Annotated in this window: 22 protein-coding genes; 20 read left to right on the forward strand and 2 right to left on the reverse strand. The window is 67.9% G+C overall.

Annotated features, from left to right (window positions below):
* The first annotated feature begins 88 nt into the window (after positions 1-88).
* The 15 genes from FHS74_RS15545 (at position 89) to FHS74_RS30980 (ending at position 14,990) form a co-directional block, all read left to right on the forward strand.
* The gene (locus tag FHS74_RS15545; protein WP_184802125.1) at positions 89-1,849 is read left to right on the forward strand and encodes an ATP-binding protein; all 1,761 of its coding nucleotides are present in this window, start codon (positions 89-91) and stop codon (positions 1,847-1,849) included.
* Positions 1,850-1,896: 47 nt separating this feature from the next.
* Positions 1,897-2,172 carry a hypothetical protein gene (locus FHS74_RS15550; protein WP_184802127.1) on the forward strand — a complete coding sequence of 92 codons (276 nt, stop codon included), beginning with the start codon at positions 1,897-1,899 and terminating at the stop codon, positions 2,170-2,172.
* Positions 2,173-2,271: 99 nt separating this feature from the next.
* On the forward strand, positions 2,272-4,161 hold the full coding sequence (locus FHS74_RS15555) for an ABCB family ABC transporter ATP-binding protein/permease (RefSeq protein WP_184802129.1): 1,890 nt from the start codon (positions 2,272-2,274) through the stop codon (positions 4,159-4,161).
* A 90-nt stretch (positions 4,162-4,251) separates the two neighbouring features.
* Complete coding sequence (gene meaB, locus FHS74_RS15560; RefSeq protein WP_184802131.1) at positions 4,252-5,277, forward strand: methylmalonyl Co-A mutase-associated GTPase MeaB; 1,026 nt, start codon at positions 4,252-4,254, stop codon at positions 5,275-5,277.
* A gap of 10 nt (positions 5,278-5,287) precedes the next feature.
* Positions 5,288-5,788 carry a DUF6265 family protein gene (locus tag FHS74_RS15565; protein WP_184802133.1) on the forward strand — a complete coding sequence of 167 codons (501 nt, stop codon included), beginning with the start codon at positions 5,288-5,290 and terminating at the stop codon, positions 5,786-5,788.
* 282 nt (positions 5,789-6,070) lie between these two features.
* A complete protein-coding gene (gene rpmB, locus FHS74_RS15570) occupies positions 6,071-6,367 on the forward strand; it encodes a 50S ribosomal protein L28 (RefSeq protein ID WP_145749224.1) in 297 nt (98 codons plus the stop codon).
* A gap of 163 nt (positions 6,368-6,530) precedes the next feature.
* Positions 6,531-7,316 (forward strand): queuosine precursor transporter, encoded by a 786-nt coding sequence (locus FHS74_RS15575; protein WP_184802135.1) that lies wholly within the window; start codon positions 6,531-6,533, stop codon positions 7,314-7,316.
* Positions 7,317-7,356: 40 nt separating this feature from the next.
* Positions 7,357-8,607, forward strand: a complete 1,251-nt coding sequence (gene tgt, locus FHS74_RS15580; RefSeq protein WP_184802138.1) for a tRNA guanosine(34) transglycosylase Tgt — start codon at positions 7,357-7,359, stop codon at positions 8,605-8,607.
* A 107-nt stretch (positions 8,608-8,714) separates the two neighbouring features.
* The gene (locus FHS74_RS15585) at positions 8,715-10,322 is read left to right on the forward strand and encodes a lysine--tRNA ligase (RefSeq protein ID WP_184802140.1); all 1,608 of its coding nucleotides are present in this window, start codon (positions 8,715-8,717) and stop codon (positions 10,320-10,322) included.
* A gap of 58 nt (positions 10,323-10,380) precedes the next feature.
* A complete protein-coding gene (locus tag FHS74_RS15590; RefSeq protein WP_184802142.1) occupies positions 10,381-10,635 on the forward strand; it encodes a hypothetical protein in 255 nt (84 codons plus the stop codon).
* A 3-nt stretch (positions 10,636-10,638) separates the two neighbouring features.
* The gene (locus FHS74_RS15595) at positions 10,639-10,938 is read left to right on the forward strand and encodes a type II toxin-antitoxin system RelE/ParE family toxin (protein WP_184802144.1); all 300 of its coding nucleotides are present in this window, start codon (positions 10,639-10,641) and stop codon (positions 10,936-10,938) included.
* Between the two features lie 86 nt (positions 10,939-11,024).
* Positions 11,025-12,035 carry a low-specificity L-threonine aldolase gene (gene ltaE, locus FHS74_RS15600; protein WP_184802147.1) on the forward strand — a complete coding sequence of 337 codons (1,011 nt, stop codon included), beginning with the start codon at positions 11,025-11,027 and terminating at the stop codon, positions 12,033-12,035.
* A gap of 110 nt (positions 12,036-12,145) precedes the next feature.
* Positions 12,146-12,787 carry a MarC family protein gene (locus tag FHS74_RS15605; RefSeq protein WP_184802149.1) on the forward strand — a complete coding sequence of 214 codons (642 nt, stop codon included), beginning with the start codon at positions 12,146-12,148 and terminating at the stop codon, positions 12,785-12,787.
* Positions 12,788-12,789: 2 nt separating this feature from the next.
* Positions 12,790-13,233 (forward strand): SRPBCC family protein, encoded by a 444-nt coding sequence (locus FHS74_RS15610; protein WP_184802151.1) that lies wholly within the window; start codon positions 12,790-12,792, stop codon positions 13,231-13,233.
* A gap of 53 nt (positions 13,234-13,286) precedes the next feature.
* Entirely contained in the window at positions 13,287-14,990 is a 1,704-nt protein-coding gene (locus FHS74_RS30980; protein ID WP_184802153.1) for an acyl-CoA dehydrogenase family protein, read from the forward strand.
* A gap of 40 nt (positions 14,991-15,030) precedes the next feature.
* Here the strand turns inward: FHS74_RS30980 and FHS74_RS15620 are convergent, their stop codons facing one another.
* Both FHS74_RS15620 and pspF read right to left on the reverse strand, forming a co-directional pair.
* On the reverse strand, positions 15,031-17,277 hold the full coding sequence (locus FHS74_RS15620) for a transglycosylase domain-containing protein (protein ID WP_246463160.1): 2,247 nt from the start codon (positions 17,275-17,277) through the stop codon (positions 15,031-15,033).
* 237 nt (positions 17,278-17,514) lie between these two features.
* A complete protein-coding gene (pspF, locus tag FHS74_RS15625; RefSeq protein WP_184802154.1) occupies positions 17,515-18,606 on the reverse strand; it encodes a phage shock protein operon transcriptional activator in 1,092 nt (363 codons plus the stop codon).
* A 235-nt stretch (positions 18,607-18,841) separates the two neighbouring features.
* Between pspF and FHS74_RS15630 the strand changes: the two genes are divergently transcribed.
* The 5 genes from FHS74_RS15630 (at position 18,842) to FHS74_RS15650 (ending at position 20,931) form a co-directional block, all read left to right on the forward strand.
* A complete protein-coding gene (locus tag FHS74_RS15630; protein WP_184802156.1) occupies positions 18,842-19,012 on the forward strand; it encodes a hypothetical protein in 171 nt (56 codons plus the stop codon).
* A 14-nt stretch (positions 19,013-19,026) separates the two neighbouring features.
* A complete protein-coding gene (pspA, locus tag FHS74_RS15635; protein ID WP_184802158.1) occupies positions 19,027-19,698 on the forward strand; it encodes a phage shock protein PspA in 672 nt (223 codons plus the stop codon).
* Positions 19,699-19,705: 7 nt separating this feature from the next.
* Positions 19,706-19,936 carry an envelope stress response membrane protein PspB gene (gene pspB, locus FHS74_RS15640; RefSeq protein WP_040845458.1) on the forward strand — a complete coding sequence of 77 codons (231 nt, stop codon included), beginning with the start codon at positions 19,706-19,708 and terminating at the stop codon, positions 19,934-19,936.
* Entirely contained in the window at positions 19,933-20,451 is a 519-nt protein-coding gene (gene pspC, locus FHS74_RS15645; protein WP_184802160.1) for an envelope stress response membrane protein PspC, read from the forward strand. Before pspB ends, pspC begins: the two co-directional genes overlap by 4 nt.
* 243 nt (positions 20,452-20,694) lie before the next feature.
* A complete protein-coding gene (locus FHS74_RS15650) occupies positions 20,695-20,931 on the forward strand; it encodes a hypothetical protein (RefSeq protein ID WP_184802162.1) in 237 nt (78 codons plus the stop codon).

The following is a 20,931-nucleotide window of genomic DNA, read 5'->3' on the forward strand; positions in this document are numbered from 1 at the left end:
CCTAAACTAGCCCATTGGTAGAGACAACCGGCCGTCCCCTCCCCCTTTCGAGAGGATGCCCCGGAATGGCACGAAGGACGGGCGCAGGGTGCGGTTCGGGGCGGCGACACGGATTTGCCTGGGCTATGCCTTGCTGGGCGGGCTGTGGGTCCTGGGGTCCGACATTGTGCTTCAGGCGCTGGCGCCGTCCCTCGGGCATGGCCCGTCGGCGTGGATGGCCCCGGTCAAGGGAATTGGCTTCGTCCTGGTGACGGCCTTCCTGCTGCACCGCGTCCTGGCACGTGTCTTCGCCGTCGATGCGCGCAAGGCCCGGGATCTGGCGATCAGCGAGGCGCGCTACAGCGCGCTGTCGGAAATGGCCCCGGTGGGCATCTTCCATGTCGACGCCGACGGCAACATCACCTACCGCAATCCCCGCCTGCGCGAAATCACCGGCATGCCGGAGGAGCTGGAGCCCGGCGGCAGCTGGGAATGGTGGCTGATCCATCCCGACGACCATAAGCGGGCGCAGTCACGCTGGCTCGCCGCCACCCAGGCGGGCCAACGCTATGCCGAGGAGTTCCGTATCCGTCGCCCCGACGGGCGCATCGTCTGGGTGCTGTGCGAGGCCGTGCCCGTCACCGCGCGCGAGGGTGAGCGGCTGGGCTATATCGGGGTGGCCGTCGACCTGACGGCCCAGCACGTGGCGGCGGAAGCCGTGGAGCAGGAAAAGGAACGGTATGAACTGGCGACGGCCGGGTCCGCCGTCGGCATCTGGGATTGGCACTTGGGGGACGGCAGCCTGCACCTGTCCGCCCAGGCCCTGACCTTGCTGCGCCTGCCGGCGGGCGCGTGCGGCGCGCGGCGCATCCTGGGCATGATCCCGCGGACGGAACGGGCCCGGGTGTTCAGCCATGTCCGCACCCATTTGCGCCTGCGCCAGCCCTTCGACCTGGAACTGCCCATGGTCTGCGCCGATGGCCAGACCCGCTGGTTCCACGGGCGCGGCCAGGGCGTTTGGCCCCAAGGCGTCGGCGACGCCAAACCGTCCCGACTGCTGGGCTCGCTGATGGACATCACCGTGCGCAAGGAGACGGATGCCCAACTGGCCCGGGCCCGCCACGACGCGGAAATGGCCAGCCGCAGCAAGACCGCCTTCCTGGCCAGCATGAGCCATGAGTTGCGCACGCCCTTGAACGCCATCATCGGCTTCAGTGAATTGATCACCGAGCAGACCTACGGTCCCGTGGGCGACCCACGCTATGCCGAATATGCGGAGGACATAAGGGTCAGCGGCCTGCACCTGCTGGAACTGGTGAACAACATCCTGGACGTGGCGCGCATGGAGGCCGGCCGGTTCGAGCTGGAGGACAAGGTGGTGGACATCGCGGCGGAGATCGCCGTGGCCGTGCGGCAGATCCAGGCCGGCAATCTGAAACGACAACTGGACATCACCGTGTCCCCGGGCGCCACCGGCCTGCATGCCATGTTGGACCCCACGGCCCTGCGCCAGGTGCTGCTGAACCTTCTGGGCAACGCCGTCAAGTTCACGCCCGACGGCGGCCAGGTGACGGTCACGGGTGAAATCCGCCAGGACGGAGTCGCGCTGTCGGTGGCCGACACCGGCCCCGGTATCTCCCGCTATGTGCTGGACCACCTGGGCACCCAGCCTTTCCTGCAGGCGGAGCCATCGTTGCGTCGGCGCCATGGCGGCAGCGGCCTGGGCCTGTTCATCGTCCGCCGCCTGATGGACCTGCACGGCGGCACGCTGTCGGTGGAATGCCCCCCCGGCGGCGGCACCCGAGTCACCGTCGTCTTCCCCCCCGACCGCCAAGTACCGCCAGGGCCGGCGCTGGCGATGCCGTCCTGATCGGGGCATGATGGATTCTTTCGGTTTCGGCGCAGGACGCCCCGCCCATGTCCCCTGTCAAACCACCCAAACGGCCGGCCCCACGCCCCTCGGCCCCCCGACCCAGGGGTGGCCAGCCACCCCACCCCCAGGAGGCGGAGACACCCTCCAGCCTGGACGCGGTGCTGGCCGCCGGCGCCCGCGACACCCTGCGCCGCGACCAGGGCTATGCCCGCTTCCGCGCCCACGCGGACAAGGCGGCGGCCGCCGCCGACAAGGGCGACGACCGCGCCTATCGCCTGCTGGCCGAGGCCATCCGCAGCCTGCTGAACGACCGCCGCTGAACGACCCCCGTTGACCGGCATCCCCTGCAGGCGGCACGACATGGCCGCCTCTCCCTTCCCGCCCCTGTTCCCCCGGCCCCTCCGCCCCATGTAGTGCTGATGACCCAGACCGCCGCCCCGAACACCGCCTCTCCCCATTCCGCGCCGCCTGCTCCCGAGACGCGGCCCACCCGGCCCGAGATGGGCGAGGGCAGGGCGCTGGCCATGCTGATGCCCTACATCTGGCCCCAGGGCGACTGGGGCACGCGCGGGCGGGTCATCGTGTCCATGCTCCTGCTGCTGGGCGCCAAGAGCGCCAGCGTCACCATCCCCATCTTCTACAAGCACGCGGTGGATCAGCTGGGCGCCGGCATCACCGCCCACGCGGCCGTGGTGCCGGTGCTGGCCATCCTGTCCTACGGCCTGGCCCGCGTGCTGTCGCTGGCCTTCGGCGAGCTGCGCGACAGCGTGTTCGAGCGGGTGGCCCAGCGCGCGATGCGCAAGGCGGCGCTGAGCGTCTTCCGCCACCTGCACGGCCTGTCGCTGCGTTTCCACCTGGAACGGCAGACCGGGGGCCTGTCCCGCTCCATCGAGCGGGGCACCAAGGCGATCGAGACGCTGCTCTCGACCGCCCTGTTCAACATCCTGCCCACGGTGCTGGAGATCCTGCTGGTCACCGGCATCCTGTGGCGGCTGTTCAACATCTGGTTCGCGGTCGTCACCTTCGTCGCGGTGGCGGGCTACATCACCTTCACCGTCGTCATCTCCAACTGGCGCACCCGCATCCGCCGCCAGATGGTGGAAAGCGACACCAAGGCCAGCGCCCGCGCCATCGACACCCTGCTGAACTATGAGACGGTGAAGTATTTCGGCAATGAGGAGCATGAGGCCCAGCGCTACGATCGCGCGCTGAAGGTCTATGAGCAGGCGGCGGTGCGCACCCAGACCTCGCTGTCCGTGCTGAACGTGGGCCAGAGCTTCATCATCGCCCTGGGCCTGGTGGCCGTCATGTGGATGGCGGCCAGCGGTATCCAGGCCGGTACCCTGACGCTGGGCGACTTCGTCCTGGTGAACACCTATCTGCTGCAGCTGTACCAGCCGCTGAACATCTTCGGCTTCGTCTATCGCGGGGTGAAGGAAGCCCTGATCGACATGGAGAAGATGTTCGTGCTGCTGGGCGTGGACCGGGAGATCGCCGACAAGCCGGGCGCCCAGCCCCTGGTCGTCAATGGCGGCGAGGTGCGGTTCGAGGACGTGTCCTTCGGCTATGACCCCCGCAGGCCGATCCTGAAGGGCGTCAGCTTCACCGTGCCCGCCGGGCGGACCGTCGCCATCGTCGGCCCCAGCGGTGCCGGCAAATCCACCCTGTCGCGCCTGCTGTTCCGCTTCTACGACGCCAGCGGCGGCCGCATCCTGATCGACGGGCAGGAGATTTCGGCGGTGACGCAGGCCAGCCTGCGCGCCGCCATCGGCATCGTTCCCCAGGACACGGTGCTGTTCAACGACACCATCCGCTACAACGTCGCCTACGGCCGCACCGACGCCACGCAAGGCGAGGTGGAGCATGCGGCGGCCCTGGCCCACATCGACGGCTTCATCGCGGGCCTGCCCGACGGCTGGAACACCACGGTGGGCGAGCGCGGCCTGAAACTGTCCGGCGGCGAGAAGCAGCGCGTGGCCATCGCCCGCACCATCCTGAAGAACCCGCCCATCCTGATGTTCGACGAGGCCACCAGCGCCCTGGACACCCACACCGAGCGGGAGATTCAACGTAACCTGCGCGAGGTCAGCCGGGGCCGCACCACCCTGATCATCGCCCACCGCCTGTCCACCGTGGTGGATGCCGACGAGATCATCGTGCTGGAGGAAGGCCGCGTGCGCGAACGCGGCCGCCACGCCGACCTGCTGGCTATGGGCGGCGCCTATGCCGCCTTGTGGGTCCGCCAGCAGACGGCCGATCCGGCGAAGGATGGGGTCGTCTCCACGCAACCCCAGCCCGCCTCCGCCTAAGGTTCCCGCTTTTGACATCGGGAATCGCCCGGACCAAAGTTCTGAGGTATGGACCGACCCGAGGACGTTTCTTCGAGGCTGCCTGATCCCATGAACGCCGACATCGCCCGTCATCCCGAGTCGCACCCGGATTCCGCTGGTGATCCCACCGGCCTGGCGGCGCCCCTGTTGGCGGGGGACCGGCGTGCCCTGGCGCGGGCCATCACCTTGATCGAATCGACCCGCGCCGACCACCGCGCCCAGGCGGACGCCTTGCTGGCCCGACTGTTGCCCCATACCGGGCAGTCGGTGCGGGTGGGCATCACCGGCGTGCCGGGGGTGGGCAAGTCCACCTTCATCGAGACCTTCGGCCTGCACGTCATCGGCAAGGGCCACAAGGTGGCGGTGCTGGCCATCGACCCGTCCAGCCAGCGCACCGGCGGTTCCATCCTGGGCGACAAGACCCGCATGGAACAGCTGTCACGCGCACCGGCGGCCTTCATCCGCCCGTCGCCCGCCGGCAGCACCTTGGGGGGCGTGGCCCGGCGCACGCGCGAGGCCATGCTGCTGTGCGAAGCGGCGGGATTCGACGTCATCATCGTGGAAACGGTGGGCGTGGGCCAGTCGGAGACGGCGGTGGCCGATATGGTGGATTTGTTCCTGCTGCTGCTGCTGCCAGCCGGCGGCGATGAGTTGCAGGGCCTGAAGAAGGGCATCGTGGAGTTGGCGGATCTGGTGGTGGTGAACAAGGCCGACGGCGACCTGGTTTCCCAGGCCCGCCACGCCGTGGCCGAGTACCGCCACGCCCTGGCCCTGCTGCGCCCCGCCGTGACGGACTGGACGGTACCGGTGCTGAGCTGTTCCGCCCTGACCACCCAGGGGGTGGACGGGGTGTGGGACACCATCACCCGCTTCCGCGACATCCAGGCGGCCAGCGGCGGTCTGGACCGGCGCCGGGCGGACCAGGCGCGGGCCTGGATGTGGAACGAGATCCGCGAGAGCCTGCTGTCGGCGTTCACCGGCGACCCGGCCGTGCGCGCCCAGTTGGGCGCCGCCGAATCAGCGGTGACGGCCGGCACCCAGACACCGGCCATGGCCGCCCGCGCCCTGCTGGCGCGCTTCCGCCGCGAGGGATGAGGGAAACCCCATGAAGAGACGCTGGTTCCGCGCCGTCCTGCTGTTGCCGCTGATGGCGTCAGCCCCCGCGCGGGCGGCGGACTGCACGCTGGACGCCCTGCATTGGCTGCAGGGCGCCTGGCGCAATACCGCCATCGATTCTCCCGGGGAGGAGCGCTGGGTGCTGCTGCCCGGCGGGGCCCTGGCCGGCAGCGCCTGGGAAACGTCCAAGGACGGCGCCCCGCGTTTCATCGAAGCGTTGAGCCTGTCGCTGGCCAATGGCCGGGTGACCCTGCGGATGCGCCATTTCGACGGCACCCTGGCCCGCGCCTGGGAGGACAAGTCCGCCCCCGTCACCTTCGTCGCCACCCGTTGCGGCCCCGGCGACGTGGCGTTCGAGGGCCAAGGCGCCCACGCCGGGGAGCGCATCACCTATGCCCGCACCAAGGACAGGCTGAGCTTCGTCGGGGAGTTCCTCCACAAGGGCAAGCCCCACCGCGTCGATCTGGAAATGTCCCGGACGGGGGATTGAGTTGCCGACGGCCCTCGGCGAATAGCCCCCGACCGGGACCCCAAGACGGCGACACGGCATTGACTCCCGGCGCCCGAGGCATCATCAGTAGCGCCCCGTGGTCGTGAGCCCCTGTGCTGTGTCAGATTCCATGATTGGCCATGGCAGGGATGCTGATGACTGGCCCCTGGTTTTTCCAGGGGTGCCCTTGACTCTCCGCCGCCCCTTCGGTTATATCGCCGCTTCCCTCCGGAGCGGTGTGCCCCGGGGTCGTCATTCTTGTTATTCCGTGAAGGTGCTCCAATGGCCCGCAAGTGCGATGTGACCGGCAAAGGTCTGCAGTTCGGCAACAACGTTAGCCATGCCAACAACAAGACTCGTCGGCGTTTCCTGCCCAACCTCCAGGAGACCTCGCTGCTGAGCGACGCGCTGGGCACCATGGTCCGTCTGCGCCTGTCCACCAAGGGCATCCGCACGATCGAGCACAAGGGCGGTCTGGATAGCGCCCTGCTGGACATGCGCGACAGCGAGCTGTCGCTGGATGCGCGCCGCGTGAAGCGCCGCATCGCCAAGGTCCTGGCCAACAAGGCCGCCGCCTAAGCATCGCACGCCTTCCGGGAATGGGGCGGCCCCATCGGGTGCCGCCCCGATCCTTGGTTGAGGGGTGTCCTTGAGAACGGCCCGCGTGGGTGATTGCCCCATTTGCGGCCGGTCGACATCCCGCGTGACGCTTGCCTTGCCCGCGGGTCGGGGCCTCAGGACCATGACGCTCTCCCCCGCCGCTTTGGTCGACTTTCTGAATGGCGTGCCGCCAGCCCTGTTGCTGGTTGGGCAGATGCTGTTCTGCTTCAGCGCCATCCTGGCGCTCGCTCGGCTGTTCGGACAGTCCGGCCTCTATATCTACATCATCGTCGCCATCATCGGCGCCAACGTCGAGGTGTTGAAGGCGGTTCAATTCCCCTTCTACGAACACCCCGTGGCCATGGGCACGATCCTGTTCAGCTCCACATACCTCGCCACCGACATCCTGACTGAGCATTACGGGCGGGACGCGGCGCGGCGTGGCATCTACCTCAGCTTCGCGGGATACCTGCTGTTCACGCTGATGATGCTGCTGACCCTGGGCTTCCGCCCCATGACGGCGCAGCAGGCGGGTGAGGACATGGCCTGGGCCCTGCCGACCCAGGACCATCTGGCAGCATTGTTCCTGCCGGCACCGGCGCTGTTCGCCTCGGGCATGGTGTCATATTTGGCGAGCCAGCTGTGCGACGTCTGGATCTATCAAAAGATCCGGGGCGCCACCGGGCAGAAGCATCTGTGGCTGCGCAACAACGGTTCCACCCTGGTGTCAGCCCTGATCGACAACACCGTCTTCAGCGTGCTGGCCTGGCGGGTGTTCGCCGAGAACCCGGTGGACTGGCATGCCCTGGTGTTCACCTACATCCTGGGCACGTATCTGATGCGGGTGGCCTCCAGCCTGCTGGACACCCCGTTCATGTACCTGTCGCGCCGGGCGCTGGCCCCCCATCTCGGCACCAGAGGCGCCTGAGCGTCCTTCCTTTTTTCTTTCGAGTCTTAGAGTGGCCCCCATGTCCGATGCCCTGCCCACCAGCTACCCCGGGTTCTCGTTCGAGATCACCCACAAGGCCTCCGACAGCCGGGCGCGCCTGGGCCTGCTGACGACGCCGCACGGCACCATCGCCACCCCCAACTTCATCTTCTGCGGCACCAAGGCCTCCATCAAGGGCGTGACGCCGGCGCAGATGCGGGCGGAGAAGACGGACATCATCCTGTCCAACACCTATCACCTGATGATCCAACCGGGCGCCGACATCGTCGCCAAGATGGGCGGCCTGCACCGCTTCATGGGCTGGGACGGGCCCATGCTGACCGATTCGGGCGGCTTCCAGATTTTCTCCATGGGTCACGGCTCGGTGGCGGACGAGATCAAGGGCCGCCGCACCCAGACGCGCGAGACCACCCTGCTGAAGATCAGCGAGAAGGGCGCCACCTTCCGCAGCTACATGAATGGCGAGAAGCTGTTCCTCAGCCCCGAATCCTCCATCGACATCCAGCGCAAGCTGGGCGCCGACCTGATCGTGCAGTTCGACGAGTGCACACCCTTCCATGTCGACCGCGCCTACACCGCCAAGTCCATGGCGCTGAGCCATCGCTGGGGCGACCGCAGCCTGAAGGAGTTCGCCCGGGGCGGCGGCCTCAGCTACAACGGCCTGCCCCAGGCGCTCTACGGCATCATCCAGGGCGGCGTGTATGAGGATCTGCGCAAGGAAAGCGCGACATACACCAAGGACCGCCCCTTCTTCGGCACGGCCGTGGGCGGCAGCCTGGGCGCCAACACCGCGCAGATGGATGAGGTGGTGGCCATGACCATGCCCCACACCCATCCCGACCGGCCCGTGCACCTGCTGGGCATCGGTGGCATCCGCGACATCTTCGCCGGCGTGGTCCAGGGCATCGACACCTTCGACTGCGTCAGCCCCACCCGCATCGCCCGCCACGGCTGGGCCTTGGCGCCCAAGGCGAAGGGGGAGCGGATGAACATGCGCAACTCCCGCTTCCGCGATGACCCCACCCCCATCGACCCGTCCTGCGACTGCTATGCCTGCCGCAATTTCAGCCGCGCCTACATCCACCACCTGCTGAAGGCGGGTGAGTTGCTGGCCCTGCAGCTGCTGTCCATCCACAACGTCGCCACCATGAACCGCCTGCTGCGCGAGGTGCGCGACGCCATCGCCAGCGACACCTTGCCGGAGGCGCGCAAACGCTGGGTTCTCGATTCTTGCGAGGACGCGCCGACGGCGCAAGGCGGGGCCGCCTAGACCCCGGATTGACCCCACCCCTGGCAGCGCCTAGGGTGCCGGGCCCGACTCGCGAAATGGCGGGATCGGACATCCATATCCATTCGATTTGAACGTGAGTGACCGCGATGGCGACGGAACAGGAACTGGCACGCGAGGCGAAGGCTTGGCCGTTTGAGGAGGCGCGCAAACTGGTCGCGCGCTACGGCGACAAGGCCCCGCCCAAAGGCTACGTCCTGTTCGAAACCGGCTACGGCCCGTCGGGCCTGCCGCACATCGGCACCTTTGGCGAGGTCGCCCGCACCACCATGGTGCGCCAGGCCTTCCAGCGCCTGGCCCCCGGCGTGCCCACCCGCCTGTTCGCCTTTTCCGACGACATGGACGGCCTGCGCAAGGTGCCGGACAACATCCCCAACCGCGAGATGGTGGCCCAGCATCTGGGCAAGCCGCTGACCAAGGTGCCGGACCCCTTCGGCACCCATGAAAGCTTCGGCCACCACAACAACGCCCGACTGCAGGCTTTCCTCGACAGCTATGGCTTCGAGTACGAATTCCAGAGCAGCACCGACTGGTACACCTCCGGCCGCTTCGACCCCGCCCTGCTGGCCGTTCTGCGCCACTATGATGAGATCATGGGCGTGATGCTGCCCACCCTGGGCGAGGAACGCCGGGCGACTTACAGCCCCTTCCTGCCCGTCAGCCCCAGCAGCGGCCGGGTGCTGCAGGTGCCGATGCTGGAGATCAACCCGGACGCCGGCACCGTGGTGTTCCAGGACGAGGATGGCCGCAAGGTTGAGACGCCCGTCACCGGCGGTGCCGTGAAGCTGCAGTGGAAGCCCGACTGGGGCATGCGCTGGTTCGCCCTGGGTGTCGATTATGAGATGGCGGGCAAGGACCTGATCCCCTCCGTCGAGCTGGCGGGGAAGATCTGCCGCATCCTGGGCGGCACGCCGCCGGAAGGCTTCAATTACGAGCTGTTCCTGGACGACAAGGGCCAGAAGATCAGCAAGTCCAAGGGCAACGGCCTGACGATGGAGGAGTGGCTGCGCTACGCCCCGCCGGAAAGCCTGGCCCTCTACATGTTCCAGAAGCCGCGCGCCGCCAAGAAGCTGTTCTTCGACGTCATCCCGCGCGCGGTCGACGACTACCTGACCTTCGTCGACAAGCTGAAGGTTGAGGAACCGGCCAAGGCGCTGGAGAACCCGGCCTGGCACATCCACAACGGCCAGGTGCCGGCGTGGGCGACCGCGGCGGACCAGTTGAAGACCAACCTGTCCTTCGGCATCCTGCTGAACCTGGCCGGTGCCGCCAACGCGGAGAACGCGGACGTGATGTGGGGCTTCATCAGCCGCTACGCCCCGGCCGCGACCCCCGCCAACAGCCCCTTCCTGAACCGGCTGGTGGCCTACGCCGTCGCCTACTACCAGGACCGGGTGAAGCCCACCAAGGTCTATCGCGCCCCGACCGATATGGAGCGCGCGGCCCTGGAAGAACTGCGGGCATCGCTGGAGAAGTGGCCGGCCGAAGACCTGACCAACGCCGAGGCCCTGCAGAACGAGGTCTATGAGATCGGCAAGCGCCATGCCTTCCCCGAGCTGCGCGCCTGGTTCCTGGCCCTCTATGAGGTGCTGCTGGGCCAGAGCACCGGCCCCCGCATGGGCAGCTTCATCGCCCTCTACGGCGTGGCCGAGACCAGGGCCCTGATCGACCAGGCGCTGGGCGACGGCATCAAGTAGGACGGCCGCGCGGGCGGGAATGGACAAACCCCATTCCCGCCCGCATATACTTGGGGCCATGACCCAGCGCATCGACATTCAGGACAGCACCGCCGAACGGTTGGCCCAATTGCAGGCGCTCACCGGCCAGGACCTTGATACCGTCCTGGACGCCGCCTTGGCCGCCCGGTTGGAGCAGCTGGAAATGGAGGCGTTGCGCGCCGCCGTGCAGGAAGGTGTTCGCCAGGCGGACGCCGGCCTTTTCTCTACCCGCACCGTGGAAGAGATCATTGCCCGCGGCATTGCTCGAGCCCGCCAATCCCAACACGGTTGATCCATGTCCTTCCGCCTCACCGAATTGGCGGAAGCCGACCTGGAGTGCATCGCGGCATATACAGCCAAACAATGGGGCGAGGCCCAGGCTCTGACCTATACCGGCCAACTGACCCACGCCTTTCGCAAATTGGGCGGCACCCCCTCAATGCCCGGCAGCCGGAAGCGGGACGACTTGGCCGAAGGCTGTCGCATTTTGGCGGTCGAAAAACATCTGATCGTCTATCGGCACCACGCTGGCTTGACCGAGATATTGCGCATTCTGCATCAGCGCATGGACCTGCTCTTGCAACGCCTATTCTGATCGCGCCGCCTCCCAGGTCCAGCTTCTATCCTTTTATGGTAAAAATCGCCGCGCCGTTGGCTGACTTCGCCTGAAAGGACCTTTCCATGATCCGCTACGACTTCCGCAGCGACACCGTCACTCGCCCCTCGCCCGCCATGCGCCAGGCCATGGCGAATGCCGAGGTGGGCGATGACGTGTTCGGCGACGATCCGACGGTGAAGCGGCTGGAGGAGCGGACGGCCGGGATGCTGGGCAAGGCGGCGGGCCTGTACCTGCCCTCCGGCACCCAGTCCAACCTGGCGGCGCTGATGGCCCATTGCGGCCGGGGGGATGAGTACATCGTCGGCCAGATGGCCCACTGCTACCGCTGGGAGGCCGGGGGCGCCGCCGTGCTGGGCAGCATCCAGCCCCAGCCCATCGCCCACCAGGCGGACGGCACCCTGGCCCTGGCCGACATCCAGGCGGCCATCAAGCCGGACGACCCGCATTTCGCCCGCACCCGTCTGCTGGCGCTGGAAAACACCCTGGGCGGCCGGGCCCTGCCCCTGGCCTACATGAAGGACGCCGTCGCCCTGGTTCGGGCCCATGGCCTGGCCACCCATCTGGACGGTGCCCGCGTGTTCAACGCCGCCACGGCCCTGGGCGTACCGGCGGCGGAGGTGGCCGCCGGTTTCGACACCGTGTCCGTCTGCCTGTCCAAGGGTCTGGGCGCCCCGGTGGGTAGCGTGCTGGTGGGCGAGGCAGACCTGATCCAGCGCGCCCGGCGCATCCGCAAGATGCTGGGCGGCGGCTTGCGCCAGGTGGGCATCCTGGCCGCCGCCGGCCTGTACGCGTTGGAGCACAATGTGGCGCGGCTGGCGGACGACCATGCCAACGCCCGCCGCCTGGCGGATGGCCTGTCAGCCTTCCCCGCCCTGACGGTCACCCCGCCCGACACCAACATCCTGTTCGTGGCCGTGGCCGCCGAGGTGGCGGAGGCCTTCAACGCCCACCTGAAGGAAAACGGCGTCGCCGTCACCAGCACCTACGGCACCCAGCGCTGGGTCACCCACCTGGACGTGGACGCGGGTGCGGTGGATACGGCGTTGGCCATCGTGGCCGCTTTTTTCCGCTGAAACGGGTTTCGCTTGAGCGTTGAAGGGGCGGTGTCACCAACGGTACTCTGCCCCACCCGCGATTGGGCGCGGGATGGGAAGCGGGGGTGGCCTTGGATTTTTCATCGTTCGTGGCGTCATGGCAGGAATACAGCAAATTCGTCATCGCGCTGTTCGCCATCCTGACGCCCTTCGCCGCCATTCCCATCTTCTTAGGGTTGACCGAGGGTCGCAGCGAGCGGGAACGTAACCTCATCGCCCAGCAGGCGGTGCTGACCGTGGCCTCGGTGCTGATCGTCTCGGCCCTGGTGGGCGACCTGGTCCTGCGCCTGCTGGGAACCAGCCTGGACAGCTTCCGCGTGGGCGGCGGCCTGGTGCTGCTGCTGATCGCGCTGTCCATGCTGAACGCCAACGTCTCGGCCATGAAGCAGACGGAAGGCGAGGCCAGCGAGGCGGAGGGGCGCAGTGCCATCGGCGTGGTGCCCTTAGGGTTGCCGCTGCTGGCCGGCCCCGGCGCCATCACCACTGTCATCATCCAGATGCAGAAGGGCCATGGTCCCATGCATGGCGGCCTGATCATCGGCTGCATCGTCTTCGTCTGTCTGCTGTTGTGGGGCTCCTTGCGCCTGGCCGGTCCCATCGGCAACCGCCTGGGCCAGATCGGCCTGAACATCATGAGCCGCCTGTTCGGCCTGCTGCTGGCCTCGGTCGCGGTGGAAACCATCGCCACCGGCCTGCGCGCCCTGTTCCCCGGCCTGGCCGGCGGCGGCTGACATTGGGCCTGCTGTCGTCGCTGACCCGAAGTCCCCCCTGCACCATCACCCGGGCCGCCGTCCTGGCGCCCGACCAGGATCGCATATGGCGACTGTTGGCCGACTACGGGTCCCACCCGGATTGGCGGGGTTTCGTCACCGCCGAACGGGTAGGCGGCGGCCAGGAAGTCTGGCGCTTGGCTGGGCCCGTACGTACCCAGGGATTTTTCCGGGTTCAGCGACGGGAGGCCTTCTCCGTGGCGGCCGGCACGGCCCCCGGCCGCCTGATTCATCGTATGCGGCTGCCGGCGCGGGGCGAACGCCGCCTCTCCTTGGAAGGTGCGCCCGGCGGCGGCACGGCGCTGACCCTGGTCTGGACGGGGCCAGCGCGCCATCGCCATCACCTGACCATCGAGGCCGACCGCCTGATCGCGGCCCTTATCGCGGTGGCGAACGGGCCGGGTTGAGCCCATACGGTCCCCGGCGCACACTGCCGCCAAATGAGGGAGACACGCGCGCCATGATCGAACCCGATGAGGTTCCCCGCACCGCCCGGGGCACCAACCTGTATATCGACGATATCAACCTGCAGCGCCTGCTGGAGCGCCGCGCGCCCGAGGAGTTGCGGCGCAACGAGGAGCGGCTGGCCGATTTCGGCGCCTGGGCCGGCGGCCCGCTGGACGAGCAGGCGGAATACACCGACCGCCACGCCCCACCCCGGCACACGCCCCAGCCCTATGGCCCGAACGGCCACCAGGGCGGCGCCATCGTCTTCAACCCGCGCTATCTCGCCTGCCATGCCGAGGCCTATGCCCGGGGGGCGGTGGGGCTGCCCTATCAGAAGGGATCGTCCGGCCGGCACCTCGCCTGCTTCACCCTGGGCTATCTGCTGAGCCAGGCGGACGTGTCCATCCATTGCCCCGTCACCATGACGGGCGCGGTGGCCCATGTGCTGAACACCATCGCGCCGGACGCGGTGCGCGACCGCTTCCTGCCCGATCTCATCCGCATGGACGGCAAGGCCCTGTCCGGCGGCACCTGGGCGACGGAACTGCACGGCGGATCGGACGTGGGCGCCAGCACCACGCGGGCGGTGAAGACGGACGAGGCCTGGGCCCTGCACGGCCTGAAATGGTTCACCAGCAACGCGGGATCCGGCCTGGCCCTGGCGACCGCCCGCCCCGAGGGCGCGCCTTTAGGGGGAAAGGGCCTGGGCTGCTATCTGGTGCCCAGCCACCTGGAGGACGGGCGGCTCAACGCCCACACCGTCCGCCGCCTGAAGGAGAAGGTGGGCACCCGTGGCCTGGCGACGGCGGAGCTGGACCTGTTGGGCGCCACGGCGTTCGAGGTGGCCGGCCCGGGCGAGGGGCTGAAGGTCATGATGGCCGCCCTGGAATACAGCCGCATCCATAACGCCGTGGCCTCCGCCGGCCTGCTGCGCCGCGCCTTCGTCGAATCGCTGGGCTGGTCGGTGCACCGCCCAGCCTTCGGCCAGACGGTGATCCGGTACCCCATGGTGCAGGACCAGTTGCTGGACATGCAGATGGAACTGGAGGCGGCGGTGGCGCTGTCCTTCGAGTCGGTGTTCGCCTTCGACGCGCTGGCCACCGGCGACAGCGACCCGGAGCAGGGCGGCGACTGGCTGCGCCTGGTGACGGCGCTGGCCAAGTACCGCACCGCCGACCAGGCGGTGAAGGCCTGCCGCACGGCCGTGGAGATGGTGGGCGGCAACGGCTACACCGAGGAATTCCCCACCGCGCGGCTCTATCGCGATTGCCTGGTGACGGCGGTGTGGGAGGGGCCGGCCAACATCCAGGCGCTGGAACTGCTGCGCCTGGTGGCGGGCAAGCGGCCGGGCGACCAGATCTTCCTAGGCAGGGTGGGTGCGGCCCTCTCGGACCTGCCGCCGCAGGCGGGCGACACCGCCGCTATCCTGGAAGGGGCGCTGGAGGAATGCCGTGCCGCCCTGGCCCACCTGCGCCGCAACCCGGACCAGGCGCCCCGCCACGGACGGCGCCTGCTGGACCTGCTGTCCGACACCCTGGCCACCGCCCTGCTGTGCGAGGAGGCGGTGGCCGACCTGAAGCTGGGCGATGGCCGCAAGCTGCTGATCGCCAACCGCTTCGCCGCCCGTGTGCTGGCCCACCACAACCCCATCGCCACGGAGGTGGAACCGGCACTGGCGGCATTCGAGGATGTCATCCTGTATCAGCCGGTGGAGTGAGACATAGGCCGGCATGAGCTAAAATCTCATGCCGCTGGCATCACTGCTCCTTCTTCAGCTTGCTCAGCAAATCCCCAATGGGGTCGGGCTTGTTGGACGGTGCCTGTTCGGGGACGTCCTTGTCGTCGTCCTGGTCCTCGGCCTTCTGCGCCGCCTCGGGCTTGGCCTGGCCGCTGGGGTCACCGGCGGCGGGGGCGCCGTCCAGCGGCACGGTTTCCACCGTGGCCATGGGCGGCACAGCCGGGCCGTCGGGGGCCTGGTCCTGTACCACGGCGGGCTGCAGCGGGATGAGGTCGCGGGGCGGCAGGCCTTGCTCCAGGTCGGTCATGATGGCCTTCCACAGCTTGGCCGGCAGGGTGCCGCCGGTGATGCGCTTCATCTCATCGCCATCGTCGTTGCCCAGCCACACGCCGGTGACATAGTCGGCGGTGAAGCCCATGAACCAGGCGTCGCGATAGTCCTGGGTGGTGCCGGTCTTGCCGGCGATGGGGCGATCGGGCAACTGGGCGGAGCGGCCGGTGCCGACCTGCACCACGCCCATCATCATGCGCACCAGGTTGGCGTCCTCGGCGGCGGAGATGGCGTAGCCCGCACCACTGCCCTTGCGCTGGTACAGCACGCTGTCGTCGGCGTCGCGGATCTCGGTGATGCCATAGGGGAAGACGGCGCGGCCGCCATTGGCGATGGCGGTGTAGGCGCCGGTCAGCTCCAGCGGCGTCACCTCGCTTGTGCCCAGCGCCAGCGACAGGTCGCGGCGCAAGGGCGCGGTGATCCCCAGGCGCCGAGCCACGGCGATGGCGCGGTCAATGCCCACGGTTTCCAGCAGGCGGATGGTGGCGGTGTTCACCGAATGGGCCAGCGCCGTGCGCAACGGGATCTCCCCCATGTAGCCGGGCTCGAAGTTCTTCGGCTCCCACTTGCCGCGCTTGTAGGGCGCGTCGAGGATCAGGTCGTCGGGCGTGCGGCCGGCTTCCAGCGCCGCCAGGTAGACGAAGGGCTTGAACGACGAGCCGGGCTGGCGCAGGGCCTGGGTCGCGCGGTTGAACTGGCTTTCGTCGTAGTCGCGGCCGCCCACCATGGCCTTCACCGCGCCATCCGGCGCCATGATGACCACGGCCGCCTGGTGCACGTTGGCGGCCACGCCGGGGCCGTTCAGGATCTCCGCCACATGCGCCGTGGCCGCCCGCTGCATCTTGGCGTCATAGGTGGTGTGCACCACCAGGTCGCCGTGGTTGGGACCGATGAAGGCGTTGACCTGGTCGGCCACCCAGGCGGCGAAATAGCGGCCATCGCCTTCCACCGAGGGGTTGCGGCGGACCTGGGCCGGCTGGTTCACCACCGCCTTGGCCTGATCCACGGTGATGTAGCCGGCATCCACCATGGTGGCCAGCACCACCGCCATGCGCTGTTCGGTGCGTTCGTTGTTGGCGCTGGGCGAGTATTTGGAGGGCGCCTTCAGCAAGCCGGCCAGGATCGCCGCCTCGCGCAGGTTCACCTCGGTCGCCGACTTTTCGAAGTAGGTGCGGGCCGCCGCGTCCACGCCGTAAGTACCAGAGCCCAAATAGACCCGGTTCAGGTAGGCGCCCAGGATCTGGTCCTTGGTGTAGCGATGCTCCAGCATCAGGGCCAGCATGGCCTCCTGCACCTTGCGCCGCATGGTCTTGGCCGGCGACAGGAACAGGTTGCGCGCCAACTGCTGGGTGATGGTGGAAGCCCCCTGGCGCATGTGGCCGGTGCGATAATCGATCCAGATCGCCCGGGCGATGCCGATCGGATCGACACCGAAATGACTGTAGAAGCGCCGATCCTCGACCGCCAGGACGGCGTGGACCAGGTCGGGCGAGATCTCAGACACCTCCAGCGTCTCGCCGCGCATGTCGCCGAAGCGGGCCAGCTTGCTGCCGTCCTCGGCCAGCACGGTGACGGCCGGGCGGCGCTGGAACTGGGCCACCTGGCTGATTTCCGGCAGGTCGTAGGCGAAGTAGGCCACCCCGCCGGCGAAGACCATCACCCCCCAGATGGCCAGCACCACCAACGCCCGCGCCCACCAGGGCATACGGGGGCCCCCGGCGCGGCGCCGGCCATTCGGCGATGGGCGGCGGGCGGGCGGTGGGCGGCGGGGCGGCTGACCACCGCCACCTTGATCCCCCTCGTCCTGGCGCGGGCGCGGCGACGCCTTGGCCGCCGCCGCCGGCTTGGCGGGGGGCGCCGGCTTGCGACGGGGCGCCGGCTGGCTGGCCACGGGGCGGAAAGCGCGCAAGGAGGTGTCGGTGTCGTCAGGGCTCAAGGCGGGCGGCTCGACTGGGGCGTCCTTGATCTCAAGACGCCGGGATAATCCGGGATAGACGGTGACAGGCCTTATCTATGGCATGGGGCGACTCGCGGAAAGCGCCGGCTGGTCAACCCTGACCCCTTTTGTCCCATGGCCACCGCCCGGGCGCCCCAGGGCCCCAACGCAGCGTTAGTTGGCAAAAAGGGCGTTTTAAGGGCGTCGTTTGGCCGCATGCAGAAAGAAGGTTCTGGCTCACCCCACCGCCGTGCGGCGGTCCAGCAGGTCGTATTTGCGCAAATAACCCCGGAACTGGTGATAGTTCAGGCCCAGATCGGCGGCGGCGCGCTTCTGATGGAACTGGTTGCGCTCCAGCGCCGCGCGCAGCAGCGCCTTCTCGAAATCCGCCACCTGTTCCAGGAAGTTGCAGGGCCCCCCGGACGCGCCCGGCACCGAACCCACCGGAGGGGCCGCAACGGCGGGCGCCTCCACCGCCGCTCCGTCATCCCCGGCAAGCGCGGGCTCGGCGACAGCGCGGCGGTCGCCGGGCATGGGGGTTGGCCGGAAGGGGGAATCGAAGGGGTCGAACACCACCTCATCGATGGGGCGCTCCGCCCCTTGGGCGCGATACACCGCCCGTTCGACCACATTCTTCAATTCGCGGATGTTGCCCGGCCAGGAATAGGCCAGCAGCTGGGCCATGGCCTTGGGCGCGAAGCCGGGGAAGAAGGGCCGCCCCAGCTCACGCGCCATGGCGATGCCGAAATGGTCGACCAGCATGGGGATGTCGTCGCTGCGCGACCGCAGGGGCGGAATGGTCACCACGTCGAAGGACAAGCGGTCCAGCAGGTCGGCCCGGAACTTTCCGGCCGCGGCCATGCGGGGCAAGTCGGCGTTGGTGGCGCCCACCACCCGCACATCCACCGACACCGTCTGGGTGCCGCCCACGCGCTCGAACTCCCCATACTCGACCACGCGCAGGATCTTCTCCTGGACGGAGGCCGAACTGGTGGCGATCTCATCCAGGAACAGGGTGCCGCCGTCGGCCAGCTCGAAGCGGCCGACATGGCGCTTGGCGGCACCGGTGAAGGCGCCCTGCTCATGCCCGAACAGTTCCGTCTCCAGCAGGGTTTCCGACAAGGCCGCGCAATTCAGCTTGATGAAGGGCTTGTCCCAGCGCGCGGACAGATAATGCAGGCGCGCGGCCACCAGCTCCTTGCCCGTGCCACGCTCGCCGATGACCAGGGTGGGGCGGTTCAGCGGGGCCGCCCGCGACACATGCTCCATCAGTTGCAGGAAGGACGCGGCCTGGCCGACCAGGGACGGCGGGGAAGATGAGGACGCCATCGGTGATTCGCTCGCCTCAAAAAAACGGGGCTGTTTCGCGGATGATGGCATCAGTTGGCGAAATTCGCCACATAATCGTCAATTCAGATACAAAGGCCTGCCGCCGCCCTTGGGGGCACGCCCCTGTTTCTTTTAATATCAATGCGTTATCGGCTTCTCGGAAGACTGGCACACCCCTTGCTAAAGTAGGGACACACGATCGAATGCAAGGCACTCATCGAAGGGGAATGCAGCGATGACCGACCACACGATCCATGACAAGTCCGGCGACGCCGGCTTCTTCTCCAGCCGGGCCCAGAACCATCTGGCCATGTTGGCGGAGGATTTCCGCGCCGTGCCGCCCGAAGCTTGGATCATCCTTGCGGTCGCCACCGTGTTGAGCAACCTTTTCATCGCCCTTGCCTGAAGGAGACCTGACTCATGGGCATCTTTTCGCGCCTCAGCGACATCATCAATTCCAACCTGAACGCCATCCTGGATCGCGCCGAGGAGCCGGAGAAGATCATCCGCCTTGTCATCCAGGAGATGGAAGACACGCTGGTCGAGGTTCGCTCCGCCGCGGTGAAGACCGTGGCGGAAAAGAAGGAGATCGAGCGCCGCCTGGTTGAGCTTCGCCGTGAAGCCGAGGAATGGCAGCGCAAGGCCGAGTTGGCCCTGTCCAAGGACCGCGAGGACCTGGCCAAGGGCGCGCTGATGGCCCGCGCCAAGATCACCGAAGCCGCCGATGGCCTGACCATCGATCTCGGCCGCCTGGACGAGGTGCTGGCGAAAACCAACGACGATATCGGCCAGCTGCAGGCCAAGCTGCAGGACGCCAAGACGCGGGAACGCGCCATCGTCGCCCGCCAGAAGACCGCCACCGCGCGTCTGAAGGTTAAGACCCAGTTGCACGACGACCGCATCACCGATGCGTTCTCGCGTTTCGAACAGATCGAGCGCAACCTGGACGTCCTGGAAGGCAAAGCCGAGGTCCTCGACATGGGCCGCAAGCGCAGCCTGGCGGACGAGATCGCCGAGCTGGAAAACAATGACAAGGTCGAATCCGAGCTGCAGGCCCTGAAGGCCAAGCTCGCGACCAAGAATCAGGGGTAATCTGTCCATGGACCTGGACGCACTTGTCGCCGTACCCATTATCTTCATGGTCATCGTGGCGCCGGTGTGGATCATCGCCCACTACGTGACCAAATGGCGGGTCGCCAAGACCCTTTCGGTCGATGATGAGCGCATGCTTTCGGACCTGTGGCACAGCGCCACCGAAATGGACAGCCGCATCCAGCAGCTTGAAAAGATCCTGGATGCGGAGGCCCCGGGCTGGAGGGCACGGCAATGACTGGTAGAGGCTCTAATCCGCCGCCCTTCCCGGGGCGGCGCCCCCCGGGGGGGGGACAGGGTTGGTCTGGCGGCAACAGCCGTTGGACAAATCCTTCCGCCGGTTCCGGCGGCGGTCATGGCGGGGCGGCGTTCCGCAGCCCCAACCCCCACCGCCTGTTCCGCAACCCCCGCGCCGGCAAGGTGGCCGGTGTCTGCGCCGGCGTCGCCGACTATTTCAGCGTCGACGCCTGGCTGGTGCGGCTGGGCATGGTCCTGGGCCTGCTGTTCTTCTTCCCGGCCACGATCATCGCCTACATCGTCCTGGCCATCGTGCTGAAGCCGCAGCCCCAGGGGCTGTACGAGAGCCGCGAGGAAGAGGTGTTCTGGCGGTCGGTCACCACCCGGCCCGACCAGACCCTGGCCGGACTGCGCGCCAAGTTCCGTGACCTGGATCGCGAGATCGGCGCCATGGAAACCGCCGTCGCTTCGCGGGAGTTCGATCTGCGGCGGCAGTTCAAGGATCTGGAAAAGTAAGTCTCCACCGGATCATCGGGAAGCGGGCGGACCTTGGCCCCTTCCCCGGGGGCGGGCCCAACAGCTGAGCCCTGATTTTCGGGGGCCAACCCCGGCGACCACCCGATGGTTGCCTTGGGCCCTGTCGCCAGGCACAAAATAATCTTAAGATTGCGCGGAGGAGAACGGGGCGTCTTTCGGGATTCCCGTCCCTGTTCCCGGCTTGTCCGCGATCCCTCCCTTGACCCAGCAGGTGGCCTTGCCATGTCGCCGTTACTTGTTCCCCTTGTCGCGCTGATGATCCCCATCGTCGCCCTGGTGCTGCATGCGCTGCGGCGCTGGCAGGATATCGAGATCATGACCCAGTCGCGCCGGGCCCAACAGAACCAGCGCTTCCGCTGCTTCGATGAGTTGGAATACCGGGTGGGCCAGATGGAACGGCACGTCACCAGCCCCGAATTCGACCTCAACCGCAAGCTCGGCGAACTGGCCGGGCGCTGA

The organism is Nitrospirillum iridis (genome assembly GCF_014205765.1).
GTDB lineage: Bacteria > Pseudomonadota > Alphaproteobacteria > Azospirillales > Azospirillaceae > Nitrospirillum > Nitrospirillum iridis.